Source organism: Janthinobacterium aestuarii (genome assembly GCF_051380835.1).
Taxonomy (GTDB): Bacteria; Pseudomonadota; Gammaproteobacteria; order Burkholderiales; family Burkholderiaceae_D; genus Janthinobacterium; species Janthinobacterium aestuarii.
In genome coordinates this window covers 1-21,901 of record NZ_JBNYXU010000002.1, presented here as the reverse complement: position 1 = coordinate 21,901, position 21,901 = coordinate 1, and the positions used below count along the sequence as shown (strand labels likewise).

The 21,901-nt window shown below is 64.0% G+C and carries 19 protein-coding genes and 1 pseudogene; 16 read left to right on the top strand and 4 right to left on the bottom strand.

What is annotated here, in order from left to right:
- The first annotated feature begins 21 nt into the window (after positions 1–21).
- Genes ACQ4WO_RS06320 through ACQ4WO_RS06310 form a run of 3 tightly spaced genes read left to right on the top strand, consistent with a single transcriptional unit; the run spans position 22 to position 6,603 of the window.
- Positions 22–3,672 (top strand): response regulator, encoded by a 3,651-nt coding sequence (locus ACQ4WO_RS06320; protein ID WP_436480663.1) that lies wholly within the window; start codon positions 22–24, stop codon positions 3,670–3,672.
- The gene (locus tag ACQ4WO_RS06315; protein WP_436480662.1) at positions 3,669–6,209 is read left to right on the top strand and encodes an EAL domain-containing protein; all 2,541 of its coding nucleotides are present in this window, start codon (positions 3,669–3,671) and stop codon (positions 6,207–6,209) included. Before ACQ4WO_RS06320 ends, ACQ4WO_RS06315 begins: the two co-directional genes overlap by 4 nt.
- A gap of 19 nt (positions 6,210–6,228) precedes the next feature.
- Positions 6,229–6,603, top strand: coding sequence for a hypothetical protein (locus ACQ4WO_RS06310; RefSeq protein WP_436480661.1), 375 nt, complete (start codon positions 6,229–6,231; stop codon positions 6,601–6,603).
- Positions 6,604–6,624: 21 nt separating this feature from the next.
- Here ACQ4WO_RS06310 and ACQ4WO_RS06305 read toward each other — a convergent pair whose 3' ends face one another.
- Positions 6,625–8,130 carry a DASS family sodium-coupled anion symporter gene (locus tag ACQ4WO_RS06305; RefSeq protein ID WP_436481174.1) on the bottom strand — a complete coding sequence of 502 codons (1,506 nt, stop codon included), beginning with the start codon at positions 8,128–8,130 and terminating at the stop codon, positions 6,625–6,627.
- A 287-nt stretch (positions 8,131–8,417) separates the two neighbouring features.
- Between ACQ4WO_RS06305 and lodA the strand changes: the two genes are divergently transcribed.
- From lodA to ACQ4WO_RS06285, 4 genes are all read left to right on the top strand, one after another.
- A complete protein-coding gene (gene lodA, locus ACQ4WO_RS06300) occupies positions 8,418–10,628 on the top strand; it encodes a CTQ-dependent lysine 6-oxidase LodA (RefSeq protein ID WP_436480660.1) in 2,211 nt (736 codons plus the stop codon).
- Positions 10,625–11,740 (top strand): tryptophan 7-halogenase, encoded by a 1,116-nt coding sequence (locus ACQ4WO_RS06295; protein WP_436480659.1) that lies wholly within the window; start codon positions 10,625–10,627, stop codon positions 11,738–11,740. Before lodA ends, ACQ4WO_RS06295 begins: the two co-directional genes overlap by 4 nt.
- A gap of 245 nt (positions 11,741–11,985) precedes the next feature.
- Positions 11,986–12,759: a ferredoxin--NADP reductase gene (locus ACQ4WO_RS06290; RefSeq protein ID WP_034748152.1), complete on the top strand. Its 774-nt coding sequence runs from the start codon at positions 11,986–11,988 to the stop codon at positions 12,757–12,759.
- 198 nt (positions 12,760–12,957) lie between these two features.
- Positions 12,958–13,533, top strand: coding sequence for a type 1 glutamine amidotransferase family protein (locus ACQ4WO_RS06285; RefSeq protein ID WP_436480658.1), 576 nt, complete (start codon positions 12,958–12,960; stop codon positions 13,531–13,533).
- Here the strand turns inward: ACQ4WO_RS06285 and ACQ4WO_RS06280 are convergent.
- The 3 genes from ACQ4WO_RS06280 to ACQ4WO_RS06270 form a co-directional block, all read right to left on the bottom strand.
- The gene (locus ACQ4WO_RS06280; protein WP_436480657.1) at positions 13,530–14,975 is read right to left on the bottom strand and encodes a serine hydrolase domain-containing protein; all 1,446 of its coding nucleotides are present in this window, start codon (positions 14,973–14,975) and stop codon (positions 13,530–13,532) included. The genes ACQ4WO_RS06285 and ACQ4WO_RS06280 overlap by 4 nt on opposite strands.
- Before the next feature lie 85 nt (positions 14,976–15,060).
- On the bottom strand, positions 15,061–15,402 hold the full coding sequence (locus ACQ4WO_RS06275; protein WP_175560465.1) for an immunity protein Imm33 domain-containing protein: 342 nt from the start codon (positions 15,400–15,402) through the stop codon (positions 15,061–15,063).
- A 7-nt stretch (positions 15,403–15,409) separates the two neighbouring features.
- Positions 15,410–15,790, bottom strand: a complete 381-nt coding sequence (locus tag ACQ4WO_RS06270) for a hypothetical protein (RefSeq protein WP_436480656.1) — start codon at positions 15,788–15,790, stop codon at positions 15,410–15,412.
- A 302-nt stretch (positions 15,791–16,092) separates the two neighbouring features.
- Between ACQ4WO_RS06270 and ACQ4WO_RS06265 the strand changes: the two genes are divergently transcribed.
- The 9 genes and pseudogenes from ACQ4WO_RS06265 to ACQ4WO_RS06225 form a co-directional block, all read left to right on the top strand.
- Positions 16,093–16,281 (top strand): hypothetical protein, encoded by a 189-nt coding sequence (locus ACQ4WO_RS06265; RefSeq protein WP_034748143.1) that lies wholly within the window; start codon positions 16,093–16,095, stop codon positions 16,279–16,281.
- A 223-nt stretch (positions 16,282–16,504) separates the two neighbouring features.
- Entirely contained in the window at positions 16,505–16,699 is a 195-nt protein-coding gene (locus ACQ4WO_RS06260) for a hypothetical protein (RefSeq protein WP_034748139.1), read from the top strand.
- 66 nt (positions 16,700–16,765) lie between these two features.
- On the top strand, positions 16,766–17,779 hold the full coding sequence (locus ACQ4WO_RS06255; RefSeq protein ID WP_436480655.1) for an ATP-grasp domain-containing protein: 1,014 nt from the start codon (positions 16,766–16,768) through the stop codon (positions 17,777–17,779).
- Positions 17,761–18,627, top strand: a complete 867-nt coding sequence (locus ACQ4WO_RS06250; protein WP_436480654.1) for an SDH family Clp fold serine proteinase — start codon at positions 17,761–17,763, stop codon at positions 18,625–18,627. Before ACQ4WO_RS06255 ends, ACQ4WO_RS06250 begins: the two co-directional genes overlap by 19 nt.
- Positions 18,621–19,136: a MauE/DoxX family redox-associated membrane protein gene (locus ACQ4WO_RS06245; RefSeq protein ID WP_436480653.1), complete on the top strand. Its 516-nt coding sequence runs from the start codon at positions 18,621–18,623 to the stop codon at positions 19,134–19,136. The genes ACQ4WO_RS06250 and ACQ4WO_RS06245 overlap by 7 nt, the downstream gene beginning before the upstream one ends.
- Positions 19,136–19,690, top strand: a complete 555-nt coding sequence (locus ACQ4WO_RS06240) for a thioredoxin domain-containing protein (protein ID WP_436480652.1) — start codon at positions 19,136–19,138, stop codon at positions 19,688–19,690. The genes ACQ4WO_RS06245 and ACQ4WO_RS06240 overlap by 1 nt, the downstream gene beginning before the upstream one ends.
- On the top strand, positions 19,687–21,459 hold the full coding sequence (locus ACQ4WO_RS06235; protein WP_436480651.1) for an ABC transporter ATP-binding protein: 1,773 nt from the start codon (positions 19,687–19,689) through the stop codon (positions 21,457–21,459). Before ACQ4WO_RS06240 ends, ACQ4WO_RS06235 begins: the two co-directional genes overlap by 4 nt.
- Positions 21,460–21,469: 10 nt before the next feature.
- Positions 21,470–21,631, top strand: coding sequence for a GFA family protein (locus tag ACQ4WO_RS06230; protein ID WP_436480650.1), 162 nt, complete (start codon positions 21,470–21,472; stop codon positions 21,629–21,631).
- Positions 21,632–21,772: 141 nt separating this feature from the next.
- Positions 21,773–21,901, top strand: a pseudogene (locus ACQ4WO_RS06225) (IS1595 family transposase); the annotation flags it as partial.

Genomic DNA, 21,901 nt, shown 5'->3' with positions numbered 1-21,901 from the left:
CAGCCCGCCCTGGAGCCAGGCATGAAAATCAGGACCAAGCTGATCATCAGTACCACCGTCCTGCTGGCGGGGGTGGCAGCCATGGCGGCGGCCAGCCTCTTGCTGGTGAAAGGCATAGAAACCCATGTGCACGGCTTGACCGACCGGACCGTGCCGATGTACACGGACGTGTTGCGCCTGCGCTATACGGTGCAGGACATGGCCTCGGATTTTTTCGAGCTGGGCAAGGCGCAAGACCTGGCGCAGCTGGAACAGGTATCGAACAAGATCGTCGCCAATATTCAGGCCGCCGAGAGCATCCGCAAGCAATTGCGACGCCATGGCGAGTCGCAGTCGACCCGCTACCATACGGCCTTCGAACAGGCATTCGAGCGCATGCGCGTCGCCGTGCGCAAGCGCCTGGAAAACGAGACCTACTACAAGGCACAGGCGACGGAGATGGGCCAGGTCCTGGCGCAGATCAAGGCCGCCGCCAAGGGCGCGCGCGGCAAAATCCGCCTAGTCGACAGCCAGGCCCAGGCCACGGCCGCCGAGGTGCAGCTGCAAAGCCAGCGCCTGAACGAGAATGCCCGCTACCTGGCCGACTTGCGCAATAGCATCCTCGACATGCAGATTGCGCTGGCCGAAACGGAGGCCGTGAAGAGCCGTTTCCGCATCGCGCCCCTGCGCGAGCGGCTGACGGCGGCCGTCGCGCATCTGGACGGAAGCGGAGAGCGCGACATCAGCCCGGCCCAGCAGGCACTGCGGACAACACTGCTGGCCACGGCGCGCCAGATGCTCGATCCCGCCGCCGGCCTGATGGCCTTGCGCGCCGGCTTGCTGGCCGAAGGCGGCGCCAGCGCGGCGCGGCAGGCGCAATATGCGGCGCTCAAGGAGCAAGTCAGCGCGACCCTGGCCGCCGCCCACCTGCGCCTGGCCGAGGAACTCGATCCCATCGAACTGCAGCTGGCCATCGGACGCGACCGGCTGGCGCAGGCCAACCGCTACATGCGCACCTCGTCCCGCATCGAGGACGCCAGCGGCGAAATCAACCTGGCCGTCGACGCCATCAGCATCGGCGTGGGCGAAGTCATGCTCGCCACGGCCGCCAGTGACGTCAGGCGCCTGGGCGACGATATCGCACTGCACATCAGCGCACTGCACCGCGACATGGGCACCATGCAGACCTTGCTGCAAAGCATAGGCCAACTGGGCTTGCTGGCTGAAACGCGCAGCGTCGACACCTATCTGGGCGCGGTGGAACGGTCGGGACAGCGGCTGGTGCAAGCCAAGGGCAGCGTGCTGGACAGCCAGGCGGCGCTCGACGAGGTCATCGGCCACGTGCGCGCCTTCGAGCGCGAACAGGCCGCCTATTCCGCGCAGCAGGTGGCGCGCATTACGGGCCGGCAGCAGGACGCCGTGACCCAGGTGCGCGATGGTGTGCGCCATGCCTTCATGCTGATCCTTGGCATCGCGCTGGTGCTGCTGCTGGCCTGCGTGGCCATCACGGGGCTGATCAGCGCGTCCATCGCCGGGCCGCTGGCGCGCCTGTCCCACGCGATTGCCCATATCCGCAGCGGCAAGGCGCTGTCGGTGCGCGTGCCGCAGCACGGCAGCGATGAACTCGGGCAATTGATCAAGGGCTTCAACGGCATGCTCGAACACGTGGAACAACGCGACCTGGCGCTCAAGCAGGCCAAGGCCGAGGCCGACGCCGCCAACCGCGCCAAGTCGGAATTCCTGGCCAAGATGAGCCACGAGATCCGCACGCCGATGAATGGCGTGCTGGGCATGACAGAATTGCTGCAGCGCACGGAACTGAGCCCCAAGCAGCAGCGTTTCGTGCACACGGTGCACCGTTCCGGCGAAAGCCTGCTGAGCATCATCGACGACATCCTCGACTTTTCCAAGATCGAGGCGGGCAAGCTGGTGCTCGAACATATCCCCTTCGACCTGCGCCAGGTGATCGACGACGTCGTGGCGCTGTTTGCCAACGGCATCCAGCGCAAGGCCATCGAATTTACCTGCCGCATCGCCTCCGACGTGCCGCAGCACGTGCGCGGCGACCCCGTGCGCCTGCGCCAGATCCTCACCAACCTGCTCAATAACGCCACCAAGTTCACCGAACGGGGCGAGATTTCCGTCGATGTCAGCTGCCCCGCCGCCGGCCAGATCCGCCTGGAAGTGCGCGACACGGGCATCGGCATGGCGCCGGAAGCGGCGGCGGCCGTCTTCCAGCCTTTCCGCCAGGCCGACAGCACCACTTCGCGCAAATACGGCGGCACGGGACTGGGCCTGGCCATCATCAAGCAGCTGGTGGAAATGATGGGCGGCAACATCGTGCTGAAATCCGTGGCGGGCCAGGGTTCCAGCTTCGCCGTCACCGTCGTCGTGGGCACCGTGGCGCCCGAGGACGCGCCGCCGGCACCGCCGCCGCGCGTGTCGCTGGACGCCTTGAACGTGCTGATCGTGGACGACCATGCCACCAACCGCACCATCCTGCTGCAGCACGCGATCGAGTGGCAGATGGCGGCCGCCAGCGCCGCCGACGGCGCCGAGGCGCTGGACCTGCTGCAAGCCGCGCTGCGCGGCGAGCGCCCGTTCGACCTGGCCATCATCGACATGCGCATGCCCGTCATGGATGGCGCCGAGCTGGTGCGGGCGATCAAGGCCGACGCCCGCATGGCGGCCCTGAAAATTATCATGCTCAGTTCGCTGGACGCTTCGGCCGAGCTGCGCCAGGTGACGGCACTGGGCGTGGAATACTGCCTGACCAAGCCCGTGCGAGGGATGGAACTGCGCCACTGCATCGAAGCTGTCTGCGGCTACGGCACCCTGGCGCCAACGAGTGCTGCCATGCCTGCCCTGCCCGCTCCAGCGGAAACCGCGGCCGCAGGCCAGGCGCCGCTGCGCATGCTGCTGGTGGAAGACAACGCGATCAACCAGGAAATCGCCCTGGCCATGCTGGAAGATAGCGGCTACGAAGCCACGCCGGCCGGCAACGGGGCGCGCGCGCTGGCCCTGTGGGAGCGCTCCCCGTTCGACGTGATCCTGATGGATTGCCAGATGCCGGAAATGGATGGTTTTGAAGCGACCCGGCGCTTGCGCCGCATGGAAAGTGAGCAAGACCGCAGCCGCACGCCCATCATTGCCCTGACGGCCAACGCCATCCTCGGCGACCGCGAACTGTGCCTGGACGCGGGCATGGACGACTACCTGGCCAAGCCGTACACGCGCGCCGCCCTGCTGGCGATGCTGGCCCGCTGGCGCCCGTCGCCCGCAGCGCCGGCCGCAGCGGATTCGCCTACAGTAACCACGGAGGCGGCACCGGTGGAATCAGCCGCCATCCTCGACGCCGCCGCCCTGCAAAACCTGCGGGCCATGCGGCGTCCCGGCCGCCCCGACGTGCTGGGGCGCATCATCGACCTGTTCTACAGCGACGCCCCGCGCCTGCTGGGGCAGCTGGAAGTGGCTGCCGAGGCCAGCGATGCCGCAGCCCTGCAGCTGGCGGCGCACACGCTCAAGTCCAGCTGCGCCAACGTGGGCGCGCTGGGCTTGTCGGCCACGTGCCGTGAAATCGAACAATACGCGCGCGGCAATGACGTCGGCAGCGCGCTCAACCATATCCGCGGCATCCAGCAAGAACTCGACCGTGTCCTCGCCGCCCTGGCCATTGAGAAGGAAGCCATATGAATACCGCCCTGCCCCCGCAAGCACTGGTCCTGGTGGTCGATGACGACACCATGACGCGCATCCTCGTGACGGCAGCGCTGGAGCCGGAAGGCTTCCGCATCGAGGAAGCGGCCAGCGGCCTGGAAGCGCTGGCCGCCTTCCAGCGCGGCGTGCCCGACCTGATCCTGCTCGACGTCGCCATGCCCGGCATGAGCGGCTTCGAATGCTGCCAGCAGTTGCGCCGGCTGCCCGGCGGCGCGCATGTGCCCATCGTCGTGCTGACCGGCAACGACGACGACGACTCCATCAAGCAGGCGCTGGAAGCGGGCGCCAGCGACTTCATTTCCAAGCCGATGCAATGGCGGCTGCTGGCGCACCGGCTGCGCTACCTGCTGCGGGCCAGCAGCGCGCTCACCGAGTTGAGCCGTATCCAGGAAAGCCTCAACCACGCGCAGGCGCTGGCCCGTCTGGGCAACTGGGAATACCGGGTCGCCGGCGACGACGGCTACTGGTCGCCGGAGCTGTTGCGCATCCTGGGCCTGGACGCCGATGCCGGCCCCACCAGCTTCGACCGCCTGCTGCAGTGCCTGCCGGAAGACCAGCGGCCCCTGCTGCTCGATGCCTTCATGGAGCTGCATGCGAGCGGCACCAGCTACGGCCTGGAACACAAGGTGCTGCGGCCGGACGGCGGCGAGTGCATCGTCTTTCACCAGGCCGAAGCCGTGCGCGAAGGCCGCGAGGTACTGCTGATGCGCGGTACCGTGCAGGACATCACGGACCGCAAGCTGCAGGAATTGCGCATCGAATACCTGGCCAACCACGATGCGCTGACGGACTTGCCCAACCGGCAATTGCTGAACGACCGCATCGGCCAGGCCATCGCCCATGCCCGGCGCACCCGCTTGCACCTGGCCACCCTGATGATGGACCTCGACCGTTTCAAGTTCGTCAACGACAGCTATGGCCACCCCGTGGGCGACGCGCTGCTGCGGGAAGTGGCCCGCAGGCTGAAGCTGGCCGTGCGCGAGGGCGACACGGTGGCCCGCCAGGGCGGCGACGAATTCGTCATCCTGCTGACGGACCTGCCCGACATCGAGACGGCCGAACAGATCGTGCAAAAAGTGCTGGCGGTGTTCGCCGATCCTTTCGTGCTGGGCGAACATACGCTGCACGTCAGTACCAGCATCGGCGCCAGCGTGTTTCCATCCGACGGCGACAGCGGCGACATGCTGCTCAAGACGGCCGATGCGGCCCTCTACAGCGCCAAGGACAAGGGCCGCAACGGCTACCAGTTCTACAATCACAAGATGGGCGTGCTGGTGGAGGAACGGGCCGAAATCGAACACGCGCTGCACCAGGCGCTGGCGCTGGGCGAGCTGGAATTGCACTACCAGCCTAAGGTCGACCTCACCAGCGGCAAGATTTATGGCATGGAAGCGCTGCTGCGCTGGCGCCGCGACGGCATCGGCCTGGTGCCGCCGGACCGCTTCATCCCCCTGGCCGAGGAAACGGGCATGATCGTGCCCATCGGCGAATGGGTGCTGCGCACGGCGTGCGCGCAACTGGGCGTCTGGCATGCCTACGGCTTTACGCACCTGACGATAGCCGTCAACGTGTCGGCGCGCCAGTTCCGCCAGGTTGACATGCCGCAACTGGTGCGCGAAGTGCTGGCCGACAGCGGCGTGCCGGCCCATTGTCTGGAGCTGGAGCTGACGGAAAGCGTGCTGATGCAGAACCGCGACCTCGTGGTGAAGGCGCTGGAAGAATTGAAGGAAATCGGCGTGACCTTGTCGCTGGACGATTTCGGCACTGGCTATTCCAGCCTGTCCTACCTCAAGCAGTTCCCCATCGACGTCGTCAAGATCGATCAATCGTTCATCCGCGACGTGACCGACAGCGTGGATGGCGCGTCGCTGACCCGCTCCATCATCGCCATGGCCAAGTCGCTGCACATGACCACGGTGGCCGAGGGCGTGGAAACGGAGGGGCAATTGGGATTTCTCAATACCAACCAGTGCGACGCCATGCAGGGCTATTATTTCAGCCGCCCGTTGCCCGGTGCCGAGATGGATCTGATGCTGCATGCGGGCACCCATCTACCGCCCGACAGCTGTCATGCCGAAGCGCCGCAGCGCGTGCTGCTGCTGGTGGACGACGAGGAGCATATCCTGTCCGCCCTGCGCCGCTCGCTGCGCAAGGAGGGTTACCAGATACTCAGCACCAGCCAGCCGCAGGAAGCGCTGGAACTGGTGGCCGCCCATGCCGTGGGCGTGATCCTCACGGATGCGCGCATGCCGGGCATGTCCGGCAATGAGCTCTTGCGCCGCATCAAGGGTATCTATCCGGAAATCGTGCGCGTGATGCTGTCAGGCTACCCGGAACTGCATTCGGTCACGGCGGCCATCAACGAAGGCTCGGTGTACAAGTTCATCACCAAGCCCTGGGACGAGACCTTGCTGAAAGACCATTTGCGCGAAGCCTTCGTGCGCTTCGAATCGGGCGTGCAGCGGCCACCGGTGGGTCCGCATGGCATCGAGATCAGCAACCGTGCCGCCTAGCGCGCCGCCAGGAGCCGCCATGCAGGATCAGCTGTTCTTCGAAGGCTTGCGCGCGCTGGCCGAAGCCGCCTTTCCCAAGCATTGCGCCTGCTGCGGGCGCGAATTCGCTACGGCCGGCGAGTTCATTTTGCAGACGCAATCGATGCGCCAGAATATCTCGGGGCTGAAACAAAGCTTCGATGACAACAACGTGGCCATCGTCGAGGTCTACCGCAATTGCCTGTGCGGCTCGACCCTGATGGATTTCTTTTCGGACCGGCGCGACACCTCCGAGGCATCGCTGCAGCGGCGCCAGCTGTTTGAGCGCCTGTTGCCGCCGCTGATGGAAAAAGGCATGGAACGGGCCGCCGCGCGCGAGTATCTGCTGCACGTCGTGCGCGGCCAGCTGCCGTGACGGGGCAGCTGGCCGCTGGTATTACCAGTAGCCCAGCACCTTCCACCAGGTCGTGCCGACGACGGCAAAGATCAGCAATTCGATCACGCACATGATGAAGCCAACTTTCCACCAGTTGCCCATCGTCACGAAACCGCTGCCGAAGATGATAGGCGAAGTACCCGTCGCGTAGTGGGTCAGGGTCATCATGATGGCTGAGCCGGCCGTCATCATCAGCATGAACGGCACATGGTATTCGGCCGGGATCAGGTGCAGGCCGACCGTCAGGAAGGCCAGCAGCATGGCGCTGATGTGGGCCGTCGTGCTGGCGAAGAAGTAGTGCGAGAAGACAAACACCAGCACCAGGACGCCGGCGATCGGCAGCCAGTCCATGCCGCTGGCGACGATGGCCGCCTTCATGCCGGCCGAGAACCAGGCGATCACGCCCGTCTTGTTCAGCTGCTCGGCCATCATGACGAGCGCGCCGAACCACACCAAAGTGTCCCAGGCGCTCTTTTCCGACAACACGTCGTCCCAGTCGATGGTGCCGGTAATAATCAGCACGAACAGGCCGACAAAGGCGACCACCGTCGCATCGAGCGAAAACGCGGGGCCGAACAGCATGGCCGGCACGTTGGCCCACAGCAGCAGCAACAGGGCGAAGGTGCCCAGCATGACTTTTTCCGACGGCGACAGCGGGCCCATGCCTTTCAATTCCGCCTTGGCGTAAGTGACGGCGTCGGGCGTGGCTTTGAGTTCCGGCGGCGACAGCCAGTAGATAATCAGGGGCATCGCCAGCAGGCAGACGAGGCCCGGCAGCAGCATGCACAGGGCCCAGGTGGTCCACGTCAGGTGGAAACTCTGGCCGCTGGCCTTGGCCACGAAGTCGACCACGAGCGGATTCGGCGCCGTGGCAGTGAGGAACATGGCCGAGGTGATCGGATTGGCGTGGTAATTGACGAGGGCCAGATACGTGCCCACCTTCTTTTCCGTGCCCTTGGCCGGGTCCGAATCGAAGGCATTGGCGATCGACTTCATGACGGGGTGGACGATGCCGCCGCCGCGCGCCGTGTTACTGGGCGTAAAGGGCGCCAGCACCAGTTCGCAAATCGCCAGGCCATAGCCGATGCCCATGGTGCGCTTGCCCAGCAGGGAAATGAACAGCAGGCCGATGCGGCTGCCCAGCCCCGTCTTTTTCAGGCCGCGCGAAATCAGAATCGCCACGACGATCAGCCAGATCAAGGGATTCGAAAAACTGCTGAGCGCATCCGTGATGGCGCCCTTGGACGAGGTCGACGTCACTTGCGACAAGGACACGATGACGATGGCCATCATGGCCATCACACCGATCGGCATGACTTTCAGGATGATCGCCAGAATCGTGGTAAGGAAAATCGCCACCAGGCCCCAGGCCTTTGGCGTCAAGCCATCGGGCGCCGGCAGCAACAGCATGCTGACCAGCAAGACCGTGCAGATCAGGGCGGGGACGAGGCGGAATGGGACGGCTTCCTTGAAATGCAGGAACAAGTCGCGCACTGTTTTATACATCATGATTTCCTTTGCTGGACAGGCATCCTGGCGGGCGGTCGCCCGCGTGGATTGGTGATAATTCTTTTTAGCAACATCATACAAGCTCAGGCGCCAGTACCCTGCTCCATGACGCCTGCGCCTGCCAGGAAATTCCCGAATCGTTGACTTGAGCGCTATCAGAGTGCCGGAATATATTGACGGCAAGTGACAATGGGTGACTTTTTTGTCAATTTTTCTCTGTATCTTTCCCCGTAGCCGCCGCCAGATATGCCACCAGGATTGCCGAACTTTCAGGGGAAAACTTGATGAATAGCACGGAACAGTACTCGATACATCCATCGATCGGCATTGCCCGCGTGGGCAACAGCCATGATTCGTTTTATCTGGCGCCGGAAACGATCGGCGGGCTGCCGATCGAAGTCGACAGCAATAACGATCCGCAGCTGGTCGATGGCAAGCCGATCCACGTTGCCCAGTTCAAGGATGCGGCCGGCCGCGTGCGGCGCCAGGCTGCCAGCTTCCGCATCTACAAGTCCGTGGCGGGACGTCCCGGCGAAAAAGTCCTCGTCGACCTGCAAGACCCGAGCATTGCCAAAATCGAGTGGACGGTGCACGTGGCAAACAAGAAGGCAGCGTGGTGGAACTTCATTCCCCTGCTGGGCGACCTGATGTTTGGCCCGTATAACAGCTATGAGACTTGGGAAAATACGCCGCCCGCCTGGAAGCTGACGCCCACGTCCTGGACCAATCTGCGCAATGACACCGTCAAGGGAGATGTGGCACGGCAAAAACTGATCGTCGATCCGGGACCGCGCACACTCGATGCGCCGCTGGGCAAGGCCCATTTCGACAAGGATGGCGCCGGTTCCTATGCGCACGTCTCCTTCCCCGATCCGCAGGCCATCACGCAAGGCTATCCCGTGCGCACCCTCGGTGAAATGCGCACGGATTCGCGCGGCAACCTGCTGGTGATCGGCGCCTATGGCCGCGCGGGCGGCTCCGAAAGCATCACGGGCTTTGGCGGCGGCGACACGTGGAATGACGACGTGGGCGATGGCCCCGTCAGCGCAACCATCCATTTTACGGATGGCAGCCCGTCCGTGGAACTGAAAGCGTGGGTGGTCATCGGCTCGCCGAAGTTCGCGCCCGAACTGGTGAACATTTCCACCTGGGATGACGTCGTGGCCGACATGGCCATCAAATACAAGAATGCGCTGCCCGAGGCTTACGACACGGCCCGCTGGAGCGGCAGCGATGGCTGGAATCCCGACTATGTCGTCAATTACGCGCAGGATATTCAGCCATTCCTGGCCAGGATAGGCGATTACCAGTGGGTGGCGACGGTGCCGTCGATGACGGCCTTCATCCGCCCCAACTTCGACGTGGCCGATGCGTCGGAAGCGAACCGGCCGCAGCGCGAAAAATTCTTCAGCTATTTCAGGAAGCCGTCGGCCATCCGGCCCGGCACGGAAAAACAGGCACCGGGATTCACCGGTGGCCAGGGCGGACAATTGTTCAGCGAAGCCACCACGGAAAACCCCGGCGCGGGCATACCGCTGGTGCCCTTGAATTCGGGCAGCAATTCCGTGCGCAACAACGTCATCAGCAAGTTTTCCGTGCTGACGGATACGCAGTACTTTGCCTTGCAGCAATGGGCGGCCGGCAAGTTCGCCGCCGATGCGCCGGGCCTGGCGCTGCCCGGCGTCGACTCGCTCGATCAGGCGGCCATCGGCAATTGCGTGGGCGAACCCATGTGCCCCGGCATCGAAGTGACGTGGAGCGTGCGCAATCCCGTCATCTACGCGAAACCGTACGCCATCCTGCACCGCGTGGATGCCGACTACGCAAAAAACGGCCTGTCGGCGGGCCGCGACGAGTGCGCACCGCTGGACTGGAACGCCCCGACCGTCGGCACCGGCTGCGAACCGGGCGACCTGACAAAGCGCATGGCCATCCCGTGGCAGGCCGACTTCTATGACTGCTCCGTGCAGATGATTAACTTCGACAATCCGGACCTCGTCAAGAATCCCGACACGCTCATCCCCGTGCCCCCCACCTACTACGCCTACTGGTGGCCGCCGCAAAGCCCGTGGAACGTGATCAACGGGGCCACCACCAAGGAAGAACAGGCGCTCGCCGGCGTGCCGGCCGGCATGCAAGTGATGTACAGCCGCGGCATGAACAGTTTTTCGCAAATGATCAGCTCCTGGCACTACCTCGGTTTCATCGTGAACCAGAACCAGGATGCCGAATCGGGCCGCCAGTACCCGTACTTTGTCGAGAAGGAGCGCAATCACGCCAAGTTCGTGGCCGCCAGCGTCGGGGTCGGCAATGCCAGCAGTTTCATCACGGGCGACGATTCCAACTACCTGCCCGCGTGGTTCCTCAAGGATGAGGATCCGCAGACGGCGCCCGAAAAGGCATCGCAGCTGTTTGCCAGCGGCGGCGCGCAAGTGGCCGTGCACGACACGCCGAAGAAAATCCAGCCTGCCAACCGGCGCCGGTTTTCCCATTGAGTGTCACGCCAAACACGTCGTCATCGCGCGACTATGACGTCGTCATTGTCGGCGGCGGTGCCGCCGGCACTGCCGCCGCCCTGACCCTGGCCCGCTACACGGGCTTGCGCATCGCCTTGCTGGAAAAGCGGCTGTTCGACGATTACCGGGCTGGCGAAACGGTATCGTCATCCATCTTCTCGATGCTGGACTTCCTGGGCGTGGGCCGCGACCTGCTGGACGGCGCCCAGCTGCCCGCGTTTTCCCACGCGGCCGCGTGGGGCAGCGCGGAGCTGACGTCGCGCGAGGCCGTCTTCAGCAGCCACGGCCATGGCTTGCACCTGGACCGCCGGCAATATGACGCCATCCTGCTCGATCAGGCGCGCCTGGCGGACGTGGCGTTGCTGCGCCCCGCGCAACTGGTGCGGCTCGAACACGGCGACCCGTGGCGTCTGCGTGTGGCGAGCGAGGGACAGGAAACGGACTTGACGGCCCGCTACCTGATCGATTGCAGCGGCAAGCAGGCGGTCATCGTGCGCCAGCGCAAGCGCCCGATCCACACGGAAGACTCGCTGGTGGCGCTGTACGCCTATTATCAGCTGGACGCGCCGCAATTCCTGCCGCACCGCACCCTGGTGGAAACGACGCAGCACGGCTGGTATTACGCGGCGCCCCTTCCCGGCGACCGCGTGGCGCTGGCCTTCATCACGGATGCCGACATCCTCAAGCGCCTGCGCCTGAAAGAAGCGGCGCCCTGGCGCGAGGCCGGCATGGGCACGCGCCATGTGGGCGATATCCTCGCGCGCCTGCCCGCGCCAAGCGCCGTGCGCCATTACGCCATCCACAGCAGGGTGGCGTCGCTGCCGGCGGACGAGAACTGGACGGCGGCGGGCGACGCGGCGGCCTGCTTCGACCCGATCTCGTCGCTGGGCATCGGCCAGGCCATGGCTTCCGGCATCCATGCGGCGCGGGTGGCGGAAGCGTTTCTGGCCGGCGACCGCGGCATGGCGGCGGGCTACCGGCGCAGCGTTTTCGCCGCGTTTGAAACCTATCTGCAGATGCGGCGCGGTTTCTACGGCGCCGAGCAGCGCTGGCGGGAGGCGCCGTTCTGGCAGCGCCGCTCCGCATCCTGACGCCCCCGGCAAAAAAGTGAGCCAGGTCAAGAGTCCACATGTCCGCCGTCCGTTTCCGCGCCAATTCCAGCCCCGCCTTGCCATACGCACTATAATGTTGGCACCGCGTGCGGCAGCAATGGCGGCGATAGACGGTAACAATTTCGTGCGGAGGCCGGTACAATAGCGTCTGGGCCTACACAGGGTTTCACTTTTGCCAGCAGTTGCCAGCAACTAACCATTTTTTTGACCAGCCAATAAACACTATGAGTTCGATGAATGAAGAGCGCGTATTAAGCGTGCACCACTGGACGGATACCCTGTTCTCCTTTACCACCACGCGCGACCCGTCGCTGCGTTTCTCGAATGGCCATTTCACCATGATCGGCCTGCGCGTCGACGGCAAGCCTTTGCTGCGTGCCTACAGTATCGCCAGCGCCAATTACGAAGACCATCTGGAATTCTTCAGCATCAAGGTGCCGGGCGGCCCATTGACGTCGCGTTTGCAGCACTTGCAAGTGGGCGACACCGTCATCGTCGGCCGCAAGCCGACGGGCACCCTGGTGTCCGACTACCTGCTGCCAGGCAAGCGCCTGTACATGCTGTCGACGGGCACGGGCCTGGCGCCTTTCCTCAGCATCGTGCGCGATCCGGACATCTACGAGCGTTTCGATCAGCTGATCCTCGTGCACGGCGTGCGCCAGGTCGATGAACTGGCTTACCACGACTTGCTGGAAGAGCATTTGCCGAAGCATGAGTTCCTGGGCGAAATGGTCAGCGACAAGCTGCGCTACTACCCGACCGTGACGCGCGAAGACTTCCGCAACATGGGCCGCATCACGGAACTGATCGAGAACGGCAAGCTGGCCGAAGACCTGGGCGTGCCGGCGCTGAACCCGGCCGAAGACCGCGTGATGATCTGCGGCAGCTCGGACATGCTGCGCGACCTGAAGGAAATGCTGGAAGCGCGTGGCTTCAAGGAAGGCAATACCTCGACGCCTGGCGACTTCGTTGTCGAGCGCGCGTTCGCCGAGAAGTAATCCGCAGCAAACTCGTAGCACATACAGGGGCCCGGCCCCGCCGCTTCCCGCGGCGGCGCCGGGCCTTTTCATTGCAACTTGTGCCATCATTTCCTGCGCGCTCCTGACAGAAATTGTCAGTACTTTTTATTATGATTTCGGCACCAGCTGGCTAGCAAGCCGGTACTATTGATATCTCCACCTGAGACAGGACTTTTCATGACACGCGCCATCACCATTCTGACCGAGAACTTTGCCGATTGGGAAACCGCCCTGCTCAATTCCACGGCGCGCCTGTACTACGGCTTTTACACGCAGTTCGCCACGCCGGGCGGCTTGCCCGTCACCTCGTCCGGCGGCATGCTGGTCACGCCGCAACTGGCGCTCGAAGAGATCGTGCTCGACGAACTCGACTTGCTGATGGTGTGTGGCGGCAGCTTCTGGCAAAGCGGCAAGGCGCCCGACCTGGGCCCGCTGCTGCGCGCGGCCCGCGACAAGGGCGTGGTGCTGGCCGGCATTTGCGACGGCACGCGTGTGCTGGCGCAGGCTGGCGTGCTCGACACCGTGCGCCACACCTCGAATTCGGCCGAGAACCTGACGGATACGGGCTATGCGGGTGCGGCCCTGTACCAGGACGTGCCGTGGGCCGTGGGCGACCAGCGCGTCATCACGGCACCGGGCACGGCGCCCGTCACCTTCACCAGGGAAGTCTTGCGCGCCCTTGGCATAGACGATGAGAATCTGGCCACTTACCTGGCCATGCATGGGTCAGAGCACGGCCAGGCAGCCCGCTAGTTGGCACCCAGCACGCGCAAGCGCGCCACGGCGTGCGCATTGCCCGGATCCAGTTCCAGCGAACGGCGGTAATGCGTGACAGCCAGCGCCTTGGCGCCGTCCGCCTCGCAGGCTTCGGCCAGGCTGTCGTGGCCATTCGCCCCTTGCGGGTACAGTTGCACACCCAGCTGGAAGACGGCCACGGCCTGTTTCGGCTGCTGCCGGCCCAGCAGGCGGTAACCCCAGGCATTCAAGTCGTCTTCCGTGGGTTCCGGCAAGCCGTGCTGGCGCAGGATGGCAGCCAGTTTCTTGTCCAGCCCGTCGAAACCGGCGCTCGCCGCCTGCTTGCGCAGCAAGTGCGCGGCATACGCGCCGCCGCGCTGCTGGCGCAGGGCGGGAAGATAAAAGCCGGCGACGGTATCGATCAGCTGTTCCGGCTGGCCGCCAGCCAGGTTGCTGAGGATAATGACGGCCAGATCATCGTTCGGATACACATAAAAGGCCGAGCGGCCACCGCCGATGCCGGCTACGGCGCGGTGGCCATCGCGGCCGATGGTGGGCCAGCCCAGCGCCCACGGCGCCGGCTTGCCGTCATTCAGGCTGGTCGGTTGCCACAGCCGTTCCACACTGGCGGGCGCCAGCAAGCGTCCCGACTGCAGCGCGATGAGCCAGTTGGCCAGTTCGCCCGCATTGCTGTTGATGCCGGCCCCGGCGCGCATGAACACGGGAAAGTCTTCGATCACGTTGCGGTAGCCCTTGCCGCCCCGGCCCAGCACGTAGGAACTGGCCTTGTTGGCGACCACGTCCTTCGCGTCGCCAAAGCCGCTGTGCCGCATGCCCGCCACGTCAAACTGCCGGCGCTGGATAAAGGTAGTAAAGGGCTGGCCGCCCTGGCGCTCGATCAATTGCGCCAGCAACACATAATTGGTCTGGTTGTAGCGGTAGCGCTGGCCCGGCGGGGCTTCCACGGCCAGCGCCTGCACGGCTGTCCACGCCGCATCGGCGTCGTCCGGCAGCGGCCCCACCAACTTGCCGCTGCGCTGGTCCAGCACGTCGGGCAAGCCCGAGGTATGGTTGAGTAATTGCGTCACCGTCACGGCTCGCCAGGCGACAGGCAAGTCCGTCAGGTACTGGCCGATCGGTGCGGCCAGGTCGACCTTGCCCTCTTGCACCAGCTGCATCACGGCCACGCCCGCAAACGCTTTCGTTGCCGAGTTGATGGAAAACAGGCTCGTGTCCGTCACGGGCACCTGGTATTGCAGGCTGGCCAGGCCAAAGTTGCGCTTCAGCACAACCTTGCCATGCTGTATCACGGCCAGTTGCAGCCCTGGAATCTGGCGCTCCTGCATTTCGCTGCGCACGAAGGCGGCAATATCGTGTTCGGCACGGGACGCCTGCGCATGGCTGGCGGGAACGGCGGCAAGCGCCATGACGAGCAGAACGGACGGGAGGCATGGCTTCACGATGCGGCTTTCGGCAAGAGAAAACGGAACCGCAGCATCCCATACCTATTTGTCAACGTCAACGATAATCTTGCCAGTCAGAAAGTTACTCGTCCAGCCACACATCCTCGTACCCTTCACGGTCAAGAATGAACTTGGCACCGCTGGGCAAGGCCAGGTAATCGACCACCTGCGGCAGCATCTCGTGCAGGTGTTCCGCATGCAGGGGCTGGTAAAAGCCGCTGGCGTCGTCGTGTTCGCCGCAGTGGATGAACCAGCTGATGGTGCCGTTTTCCGGCAACTCGATGCGCGTGCCGTAGATGGGCGACTGCGCCAGGCTGCCGATGGCCAGGGCCACCATGGGTTCGGGCGCCTGCGCCGGCAAGCCGAATTTGTCGCAGATGCGCTGCTGTTTTTCGCTGATCAGTTCAGTCAGGTTCTTCATCATCTTGCTCTCAGGATCCGATGTAGCGGTAATGGAGGCGCAGCGCGCCATCGTGGCCGGACATTTCCAGGTGCAAAATCGCTTCGCCCGGCTTGCCATCGGCCAGCAGCCGGCATTCGAGGCCTAGCGATCCGGCGTCGGTGGCATACACGTCGACGGGGGCACGGCCGCCCTTGCCCGGCACGAAGGCTTGCGCCAGCGGCGCCAGTGACAATGCCTGGTCCGCCGCAAAATAGCTGTCGAGCATGTCGATGATCTCGTCGGCCACACCCGGCGACAGGCCCCAGTCGCGTTGCAGCGCAACAGGATCGCGCCCGTCGAGCGTCTGCACGAAGGCCGCGGCCTGCGCGTATGCCAGCTGACGCAGGCTGTCGGTAACTGCCATTTCCATAGTGTGGCTCCTGCCCTGTCCATTCAACAGGCGCCATTATAGTGCGTGGCTGCGGGCATGGTCGATCCGTTTGTCATTCATAATCGGACCGCTTGCCGGCCATTTATATCGGCACTCTTATTATTTATCGCACCGCAATAATATAACCGGACGGCGTGATATTTGGTGAGTATTCAAAACAGATAATCGCGAATACGATTGATTTTCAATTGACGCTTATTTATTCCGGCGCTAATATCGAATGGCCATAGACCATGGCATACAGTGCAAGCAGTACTTAACCATCACAAGAGGATAGTACAATGCAAAATCAAACCAAATTGTTCGCGTTCAAACTGGCTGAAAAACAGGTACAAAAACAGGCGGCGCCCGCCACTGCCTGGAAAGTGCGCGACGGCGTCGCCGTGGCTGGCTGCACCGCCGTCGGCACCCATGATCAATATCGCGACTCTTCGCGTCTCAGGCCGAACGACAGCGGCCAGTATTGCTGATCTTCGCGGCACCCTGGAACCTCGCCCCTGGCGGGGTTTTATTCCAATCCCGATTAATGAACTGGCGCCAATTGCGGCGCAGTGTATTTCTGCACACGGCATTCACAATAAATACCAACATTAACTGATTCTTTATCGACAAAGAATTTTAAAATCCGGCATTTAAAAACCGGCGCCACTGGATATTCAAAAATCGGCACCTAACCACGACAAGAGGATGACAATGCAAAAACAGAATCAAACCAAGCTGTTTGCTTTCAAACTGGCGGAGAAAGAGGCAGACAAGGAAGTCAAGCAACCATGGCAGGTGCGCGATGGCGTAGCCGTGGCCGGCTGCACGTATTACGGCGATCCGGAAGATTACAATCTGCGCGACAGTTCGCGTTTTTCTCCGAACGATACGGGCGTGTATTGCTGATACCTTAGCCAACTGAAGGCCTTGCCACGGCAAGGCCTTTTACTTTTCTTCGCCGCAGGCCCCTGAATGCATAAAAAGGTATTGATTATCAGCCATAGCGGCGATCTGCACGCCGACCTGGTTTCCCCTATCCTGGCCGAGCGCGGCCATGCCCCCTTCCGTATCGATCTCGACGCCTTTCCCCGCGATTACCAGCTGTGCCAGCGCCTGCTGGACGGCCGTGCCAGCGCGCGCCTGCGCCGTTTGCCCGATGGCGACTGGCTTGATTTGCAGCAAGTGGGCGCCGTCTGGCTGCGCAAGCCGGCCGACTATGCCTACCTCAGCGCCGACCTGACGCCGCAGGAACGCGCCTACGCCCAGCTGGAAACGGAGCAAGCGATCTTCAGCGTGCTGTACAGTCTCGATTGCTACTGGCTCAGCCATCCGCTGGCCCTGCGCAGCGCCCAATGGAAAGGCGAACAGCTGGCGCGGGCCGCGCGCATGGGTTTTCGCGTGCCCGCCACCGTGATTACCAACGTACCCGACGACGTGCGCGCTTTCCGCGCCACCGTCGGCGGCCCCATCATTTTCAAGAGCATGTCCACGCCGAGCCTGGCCGCCGAAGCCGTCGAAGACGTGGACAGGGTCAGCACCGGCCTCGGCACCACCATCGTCGACGACGCCATGCTCGATAGCCTTGACGCCGTCAGCGAGCTGAGCTGCCAATTCCAGGAATATATCGCCAAGCAATATGAATTGCGGGTCATCGTAATCGGCCAGCAACTGTTTGCCGCGCGCCTGTATTCGCAGGACGATGCGCGCACGGCCATCGATTCGCGCGACATGTCGGCCCCCATCCGCTATGAAGCCGCGACCTTGCCGGATGACATACGGCAGCGCTGCCTTGCTTTCGTGCACAGCTATGGGCTCGAGTATGGCGCGCTGGACCTCATCGTCACGCCCGAAGGCGAATATGTTTTCCTGGAAAACAATCCTGTTGGTCAATTTCTGTATGTACAACAACTGGTGCCCGCCTTGCCCCTGCTGGAAAGCGTGGCCACTACCCTGATCGAAGGCGCCTTATGCCGCAGCCAGACCTGAGCCAGATTCCCCACCAGTTGCGCGAACTGGAACTGGCGCGCGACAGCCGCGCCATCGTCCTGGCCGTCTCGCACCTGGACATGGAACTGTTGCCCGCCCTGTATGAACTGTGCCAGGGCATCGGCCCCGTGGCGCGCCTCGACGTGGTGCTGCACGGACGCGGCGGCATCGTCAACGCGGCGCGGCGTATCGCCCTTCTGCTGCGCCAGCATGCGCACCACCTGAGCTTTATCGTGCCCTTTCACTGCCAGTCGGCCGCCACCTTGCTGGCCCTGGGCGCCGATGACATCATCGCCGGCGACCTCGCCCTGTTCTCGCCCATCGATCCGCAGCTCGATGGCGCCGACGGCGGCTCCATGTCCAGCCTGGACATCAAGGTGTTCGGCGACATGGCGCAACAGTGGTTCGGCGTCGATGCGGCCGAGGCGCGCCAGCAATCGCTGTCCTTGCTGTGCGGCAGCATCTTCCCCCCTTCCCTGACGGCCTTTTATCGCACCACCCTGGAGCTGGCGCAGATCGGCGAGGAATTGCTGGCCTGGCAATTGCCCGATGCCACGCCAGAAGCGCGGCGCACCATCGTCGCGCAACTGGTGACCGGGTACCACTCGCACAACTATGCCTTGACGCGCGAAGAGCTGGCGCAGCTGGGCTTGAACATGGCCCGCGATGCCCATGCCGAACGGCTGGGCTGGGCCATCTCGACGCAGTTGCAATCGGGCATAGGCGGCGCCCTGCGCAGCGCGCCCGACGAACCGTGGAACGATGCCCTGCTGGCGTCGCGCGACGGCGTGCAGCTGCGGCGCCAGCGTCCGGGCGGCTTCGCGCCGGTGTGGAGCACGCAATGCTGACAGCTCTCGCGTTTTTGTCCGATATCGCGCGCTATGTCATCGCCTTGCTGCTGCTGGCGGCCAGCGTGGGCAAGCTGCGCAGTTACGGGGACTTTCGCGGCAACCTGGCCACCTCGTTCGGCGTGGCGCCCGCCGCCGCCACTGTTGCCGCACCGGCCCTGGTGACGGCGGAGCTGCTGCTGGCCGGCTGGCTGCTGGCGGGCGGCACGCAGCTGCCGATGTTGCTGTCGCTCTTGCTGTTGAGTACCCTCACGGCCGTGCTGGCCTGGCGCTACTTCACGCACAGCGTGGTGCGCTGCAGTTGCTTTGGCGAAGCGGCGCGGCCCGTCTCGCAGTACGACCTTCTGCGCAACGTGCTGGCGGTGGGCATCAACGGCGCCTACTTTGCGCTGGCACAAGAAGCTGCCTTGCCTGCCGCCACCTCGGTCTTGGCCGCCGGACTGGCGGCCATCGTCTGCGTGGCCGTGATTTCCCTGCACGACATCGCCACGTTGGCAAAGGCCGGCTGATGGATGCCACGACTTTACAGTTCGTGCTGGCGGCGCTGGCATTTGCCGTCGCCGGCAACATCTGGCTCAGCCTGGCCGTGCTGCGCGCCAGCCGCCGCGAACGCATCGCGCCCGCGGCGCTGGTGCCGGGCGAGCCCCTGCCGGCAGTGCAAGCCCGTCCGCTGGCTGGCGGTGCGCGTTTCCAGCCGGGCGCCAGCGGCCAGGCGGCCGTGCTGCTGTTCCTGGCCAGCCGCTGTCCCAAATGCGCGGAAAAGCTGGCCGGCATAGAACAGCTGCTGCCGCTGGCGCGGGAGGCCGGCCTGGCCCTGTGGCTGGTCAGCGAAGAGCCGGCCCGCCGGCTGCGCGCGTTTTTAGCCAGCAGCATCTTGCGGGAAGCCACGGCGCGGCTGACGCTGCGCGATTACCGGCGCGTGAACCCGCTGATGAGTTCGCCTTCCTATGTATTCGTCAATCACGAGGGCACGGTGGAAGCGGCCGGCCTGATCGGCGACGAAGACTGGCTGGCCCTGGCCGAACAATTGAACGCCGAACCGTCGCAGGAGCGCGCCGCATGAACCATGTAAACATCGGCCCCCATCTGGAACGCCTGCGGCTGCTGCACCCGGTGCGCTGGCGCATCGCCGCCGGCCTGCTGTGCATGGCCCTTACCGTGGGCGCGCAGTTGGCCTTCCCGCAAGCCATCGCGTATTTCATCGATAACGTGACGGAACTGACGCGGCGCGGCGTCACGCCGGGCATGGTAGCCGCCATGCTGGCCTTCAGCCTGCTGTATGCGCTGGCCTCGGCCGCCCGCTTCTACCTGCTGCAGTCGGGCGGCCACATGATCGTCATGGGCGTGCGCCGGCGCCTGTTCGACGTGGTAATCAACCAGCCCATCGCCTTTTTCGACAAGCACCATGGCGGCGAGCTGAACAGCCGACTCACGTCCGACGTGTCGGCCCTGCATGAAAGCCTGACGATCGGCGCGGCCAATGCCTTGCGCTCGCTGTGCGTGTTTTTGGGCGGCATCGCCATGCTGCTGCATCTGTCGCCCATGTTGAGCATGCCGCTGGCCCTGTTCATTCCCATCAGCCTGTATCTCGGCAAGTTATCAGGCAGCAATTACCGGCAGCGCGCGCGGGCCATTTCCGCCACGCTGGCCGCCAGCGGCAAGGTGGCGCAGGAATACTTTGCCCATGCGCGCCTGGTGCAGGCGTTCAACCAGCAAGGCGGCGCCATGGCCCGCTATGCGCAAGCGATGCGCGAGCTGCTGGGCGTTTCCCTGGCCGGCACGCGGCTGCTGGCCGTGTTCCAGGGCGCGCAGGGCTTGCTCGCCTTCGTTGCCCTGCTGACCACATTGTGCTTCGGCGCCCACCTGATCGGACAGGGGCGCTTGAGCGTGGGCGAGCTGACGGCCTTTGTCATCTATGCCAGCATGGTGACGGACACGGCCGGCTCCATCAGCGAATTCTGGAACACGTGGATGCGCACGATGGGCTCGACCGACCGCATCTTCGAGATCCTGCGCAGCCACCGTGCCGTGCCCGAAGCGGCGCCGCAGCCACCGCTGGCCGGCCATATCGCGCTGCGCGACGTGCGTTTTTCCTATCCCGAGCGCACACAGGTGACGGCCCTCGACGGCGTCAGCCTGTCCATCCGCGCGGGCGAAAAAATCGCCCTGGTCGGCGCTTCGGGTGCGGGCAAGTCCACCATCGCCAGCCTGGTGCTGGGCCACTACCAGATAGACGCGGGCAGCCTGCAGTTCGACGGCATCGATGCGCACGTGCTGGGCGTGACGCAGCTGCGGCGCCAGATGGCCGTGGTGGAGCAGGAACCGGCCCTGTTTTCCGGCAGCATCGCCGACAATATCGCCTTTGCCGTACCGGACCGGGTCGTGGCGCGCGAAGCGATGGCGGCGGCGGCGCGCCTGGCGCATGCCCACGATTTTATTGCGGCATTTCCGGACGGCTATGAGACCCTCGTGGGCGAACGGGGCGTGCAATTGTCCGGCGGACAGAAGCAGCGCATCGCGATTGCCCGCGCCATCCTGCGCGCGCCGAAAATCCTCATCCTGGACGAAGCGACGAGCGCGCTCGACGCCGCCAGCGAACAGCAGGTGCAGCTCGCGCTCGATACTCTGATGCAAGGGCGCACCACCATCATCATCGCCCACCGTTTTTCGACGATTGTGAAAGCGGACCGCATCATCGTCATGGACAAGGGCCGGATTTGCCAGCAAGGCACGCACGCCGAGCTGCTGCGCGCGGGCGGCCAGTATGCGCGGCTGATGCAGCAGCAGCTGTCGCAATTCCAGCAGTTGCATGACAGTACGGCAACCCTGTAAAGTGGGCCAGATGAAAAAAACCTACCATGGCAGTTGCCACTGCGGCGCCGTGCGCTTCGCTGCCGAGATCGACCTGGCGGCTCCCAGCCTGCGCTGCAACTGTTCCTACTGCCTGAAAATCCGCTGCTGGGCCAGCCTGGTCCCGCCTGCGGATTCGCCTGCTGGCCGGTGAGGCGGATGTGAGCGAGTACCGTTTCGGCGCTCGCCGCGAACGCCATTATTTTGGCTCTGTCATCGGCAAGTAGGGGAATACCGGAATTTTCCCTTGGCAGTGCTGTCTGACTCTGCATATCAATCACGCAGGGAGCAGATCATGCGGCCAGCCGAATGGATCACCTTGATTGCGCAGTTTGCTCACTTGAGCAGACGCCAGCGGCAGGCAGGCATTGCCCTGCTGCATGGCAACGCGCCACACGACGCGACCGTCGCGCTGCTGGAAAAT

Excerpts from the sequence above, each read along its gene's own strand:
- ACQ4WO_RS06320 (WP_436480663.1), top strand. The coding sequence starts at position 22 with ATGAAAATCAGGACCAAGCTGATCATCAGTACCACCGTCCTGCTGGCG.
- ACQ4WO_RS06315 (WP_436480662.1), top strand. The coding sequence starts at position 3,669 with ATGAATACCGCCCTGCCCCCGCAAGCACTGGTCCTGGTGGTCGATGAC.
- ACQ4WO_RS06310 (WP_436480661.1), top strand. The coding sequence starts at position 6,229 with ATGCAGGATCAGCTGTTCTTCGAAGGCTTGCGCGCGCTGGCCGAAGCC.
- ACQ4WO_RS06305 (WP_436481174.1), bottom strand. The coding sequence starts at position 8,130 with ATGTATAAAACAGTGCGCGACTTGTTCCTGCATTTCAAGGAAGCCGTC.
- lodA (WP_436480660.1), top strand. The coding sequence starts at position 8,418 with ATGAATAGCACGGAACAGTACTCGATACATCCATCGATCGGCATTGCC.
- ACQ4WO_RS06290 (WP_034748152.1), top strand. The coding sequence starts at position 11,986 with ATGAGTTCGATGAATGAAGAGCGCGTATTAAGCGTGCACCACTGGACG.
- ACQ4WO_RS06285 (WP_436480658.1), top strand. The coding sequence starts at position 12,958 with ATGACACGCGCCATCACCATTCTGACCGAGAACTTTGCCGATTGGGAA.
- ACQ4WO_RS06275 (WP_175560465.1), bottom strand. The coding sequence starts at position 15,402 with ATGATGAAGAACCTGACTGAACTGATCAGCGAAAAACAGCAGCGCATC.
- ACQ4WO_RS06270 (WP_436480656.1), bottom strand. The coding sequence starts at position 15,790 with ATGGAAATGGCAGTTACCGACAGCCTGCGTCAGCTGGCATACGCGCAG.
- ACQ4WO_RS06265 (WP_034748143.1), top strand. The coding sequence starts at position 16,093 with ATGCAAAATCAAACCAAATTGTTCGCGTTCAAACTGGCTGAAAAACAG.
- ACQ4WO_RS06260 (WP_034748139.1), top strand. The coding sequence starts at position 16,505 with ATGCAAAAACAGAATCAAACCAAGCTGTTTGCTTTCAAACTGGCGGAG.
- ACQ4WO_RS06255 (WP_436480655.1), top strand. The coding sequence starts at position 16,766 with ATGCATAAAAAGGTATTGATTATCAGCCATAGCGGCGATCTGCACGCC.
- ACQ4WO_RS06250 (WP_436480654.1), top strand. The coding sequence starts at position 17,761 with ATGCCGCAGCCAGACCTGAGCCAGATTCCCCACCAGTTGCGCGAACTG.
- ACQ4WO_RS06245 (WP_436480653.1), top strand. The coding sequence starts at position 18,621 with ATGCTGACAGCTCTCGCGTTTTTGTCCGATATCGCGCGCTATGTCATC.
- ACQ4WO_RS06240 (WP_436480652.1), top strand. The coding sequence starts at position 19,136 with ATGGATGCCACGACTTTACAGTTCGTGCTGGCGGCGCTGGCATTTGCC.
- ACQ4WO_RS06235 (WP_436480651.1), top strand. The coding sequence starts at position 19,687 with ATGAACCATGTAAACATCGGCCCCCATCTGGAACGCCTGCGGCTGCTG.
- ACQ4WO_RS06230 (WP_436480650.1), top strand. The coding sequence starts at position 21,470 with ATGAAAAAAACCTACCATGGCAGTTGCCACTGCGGCGCCGTGCGCTTC.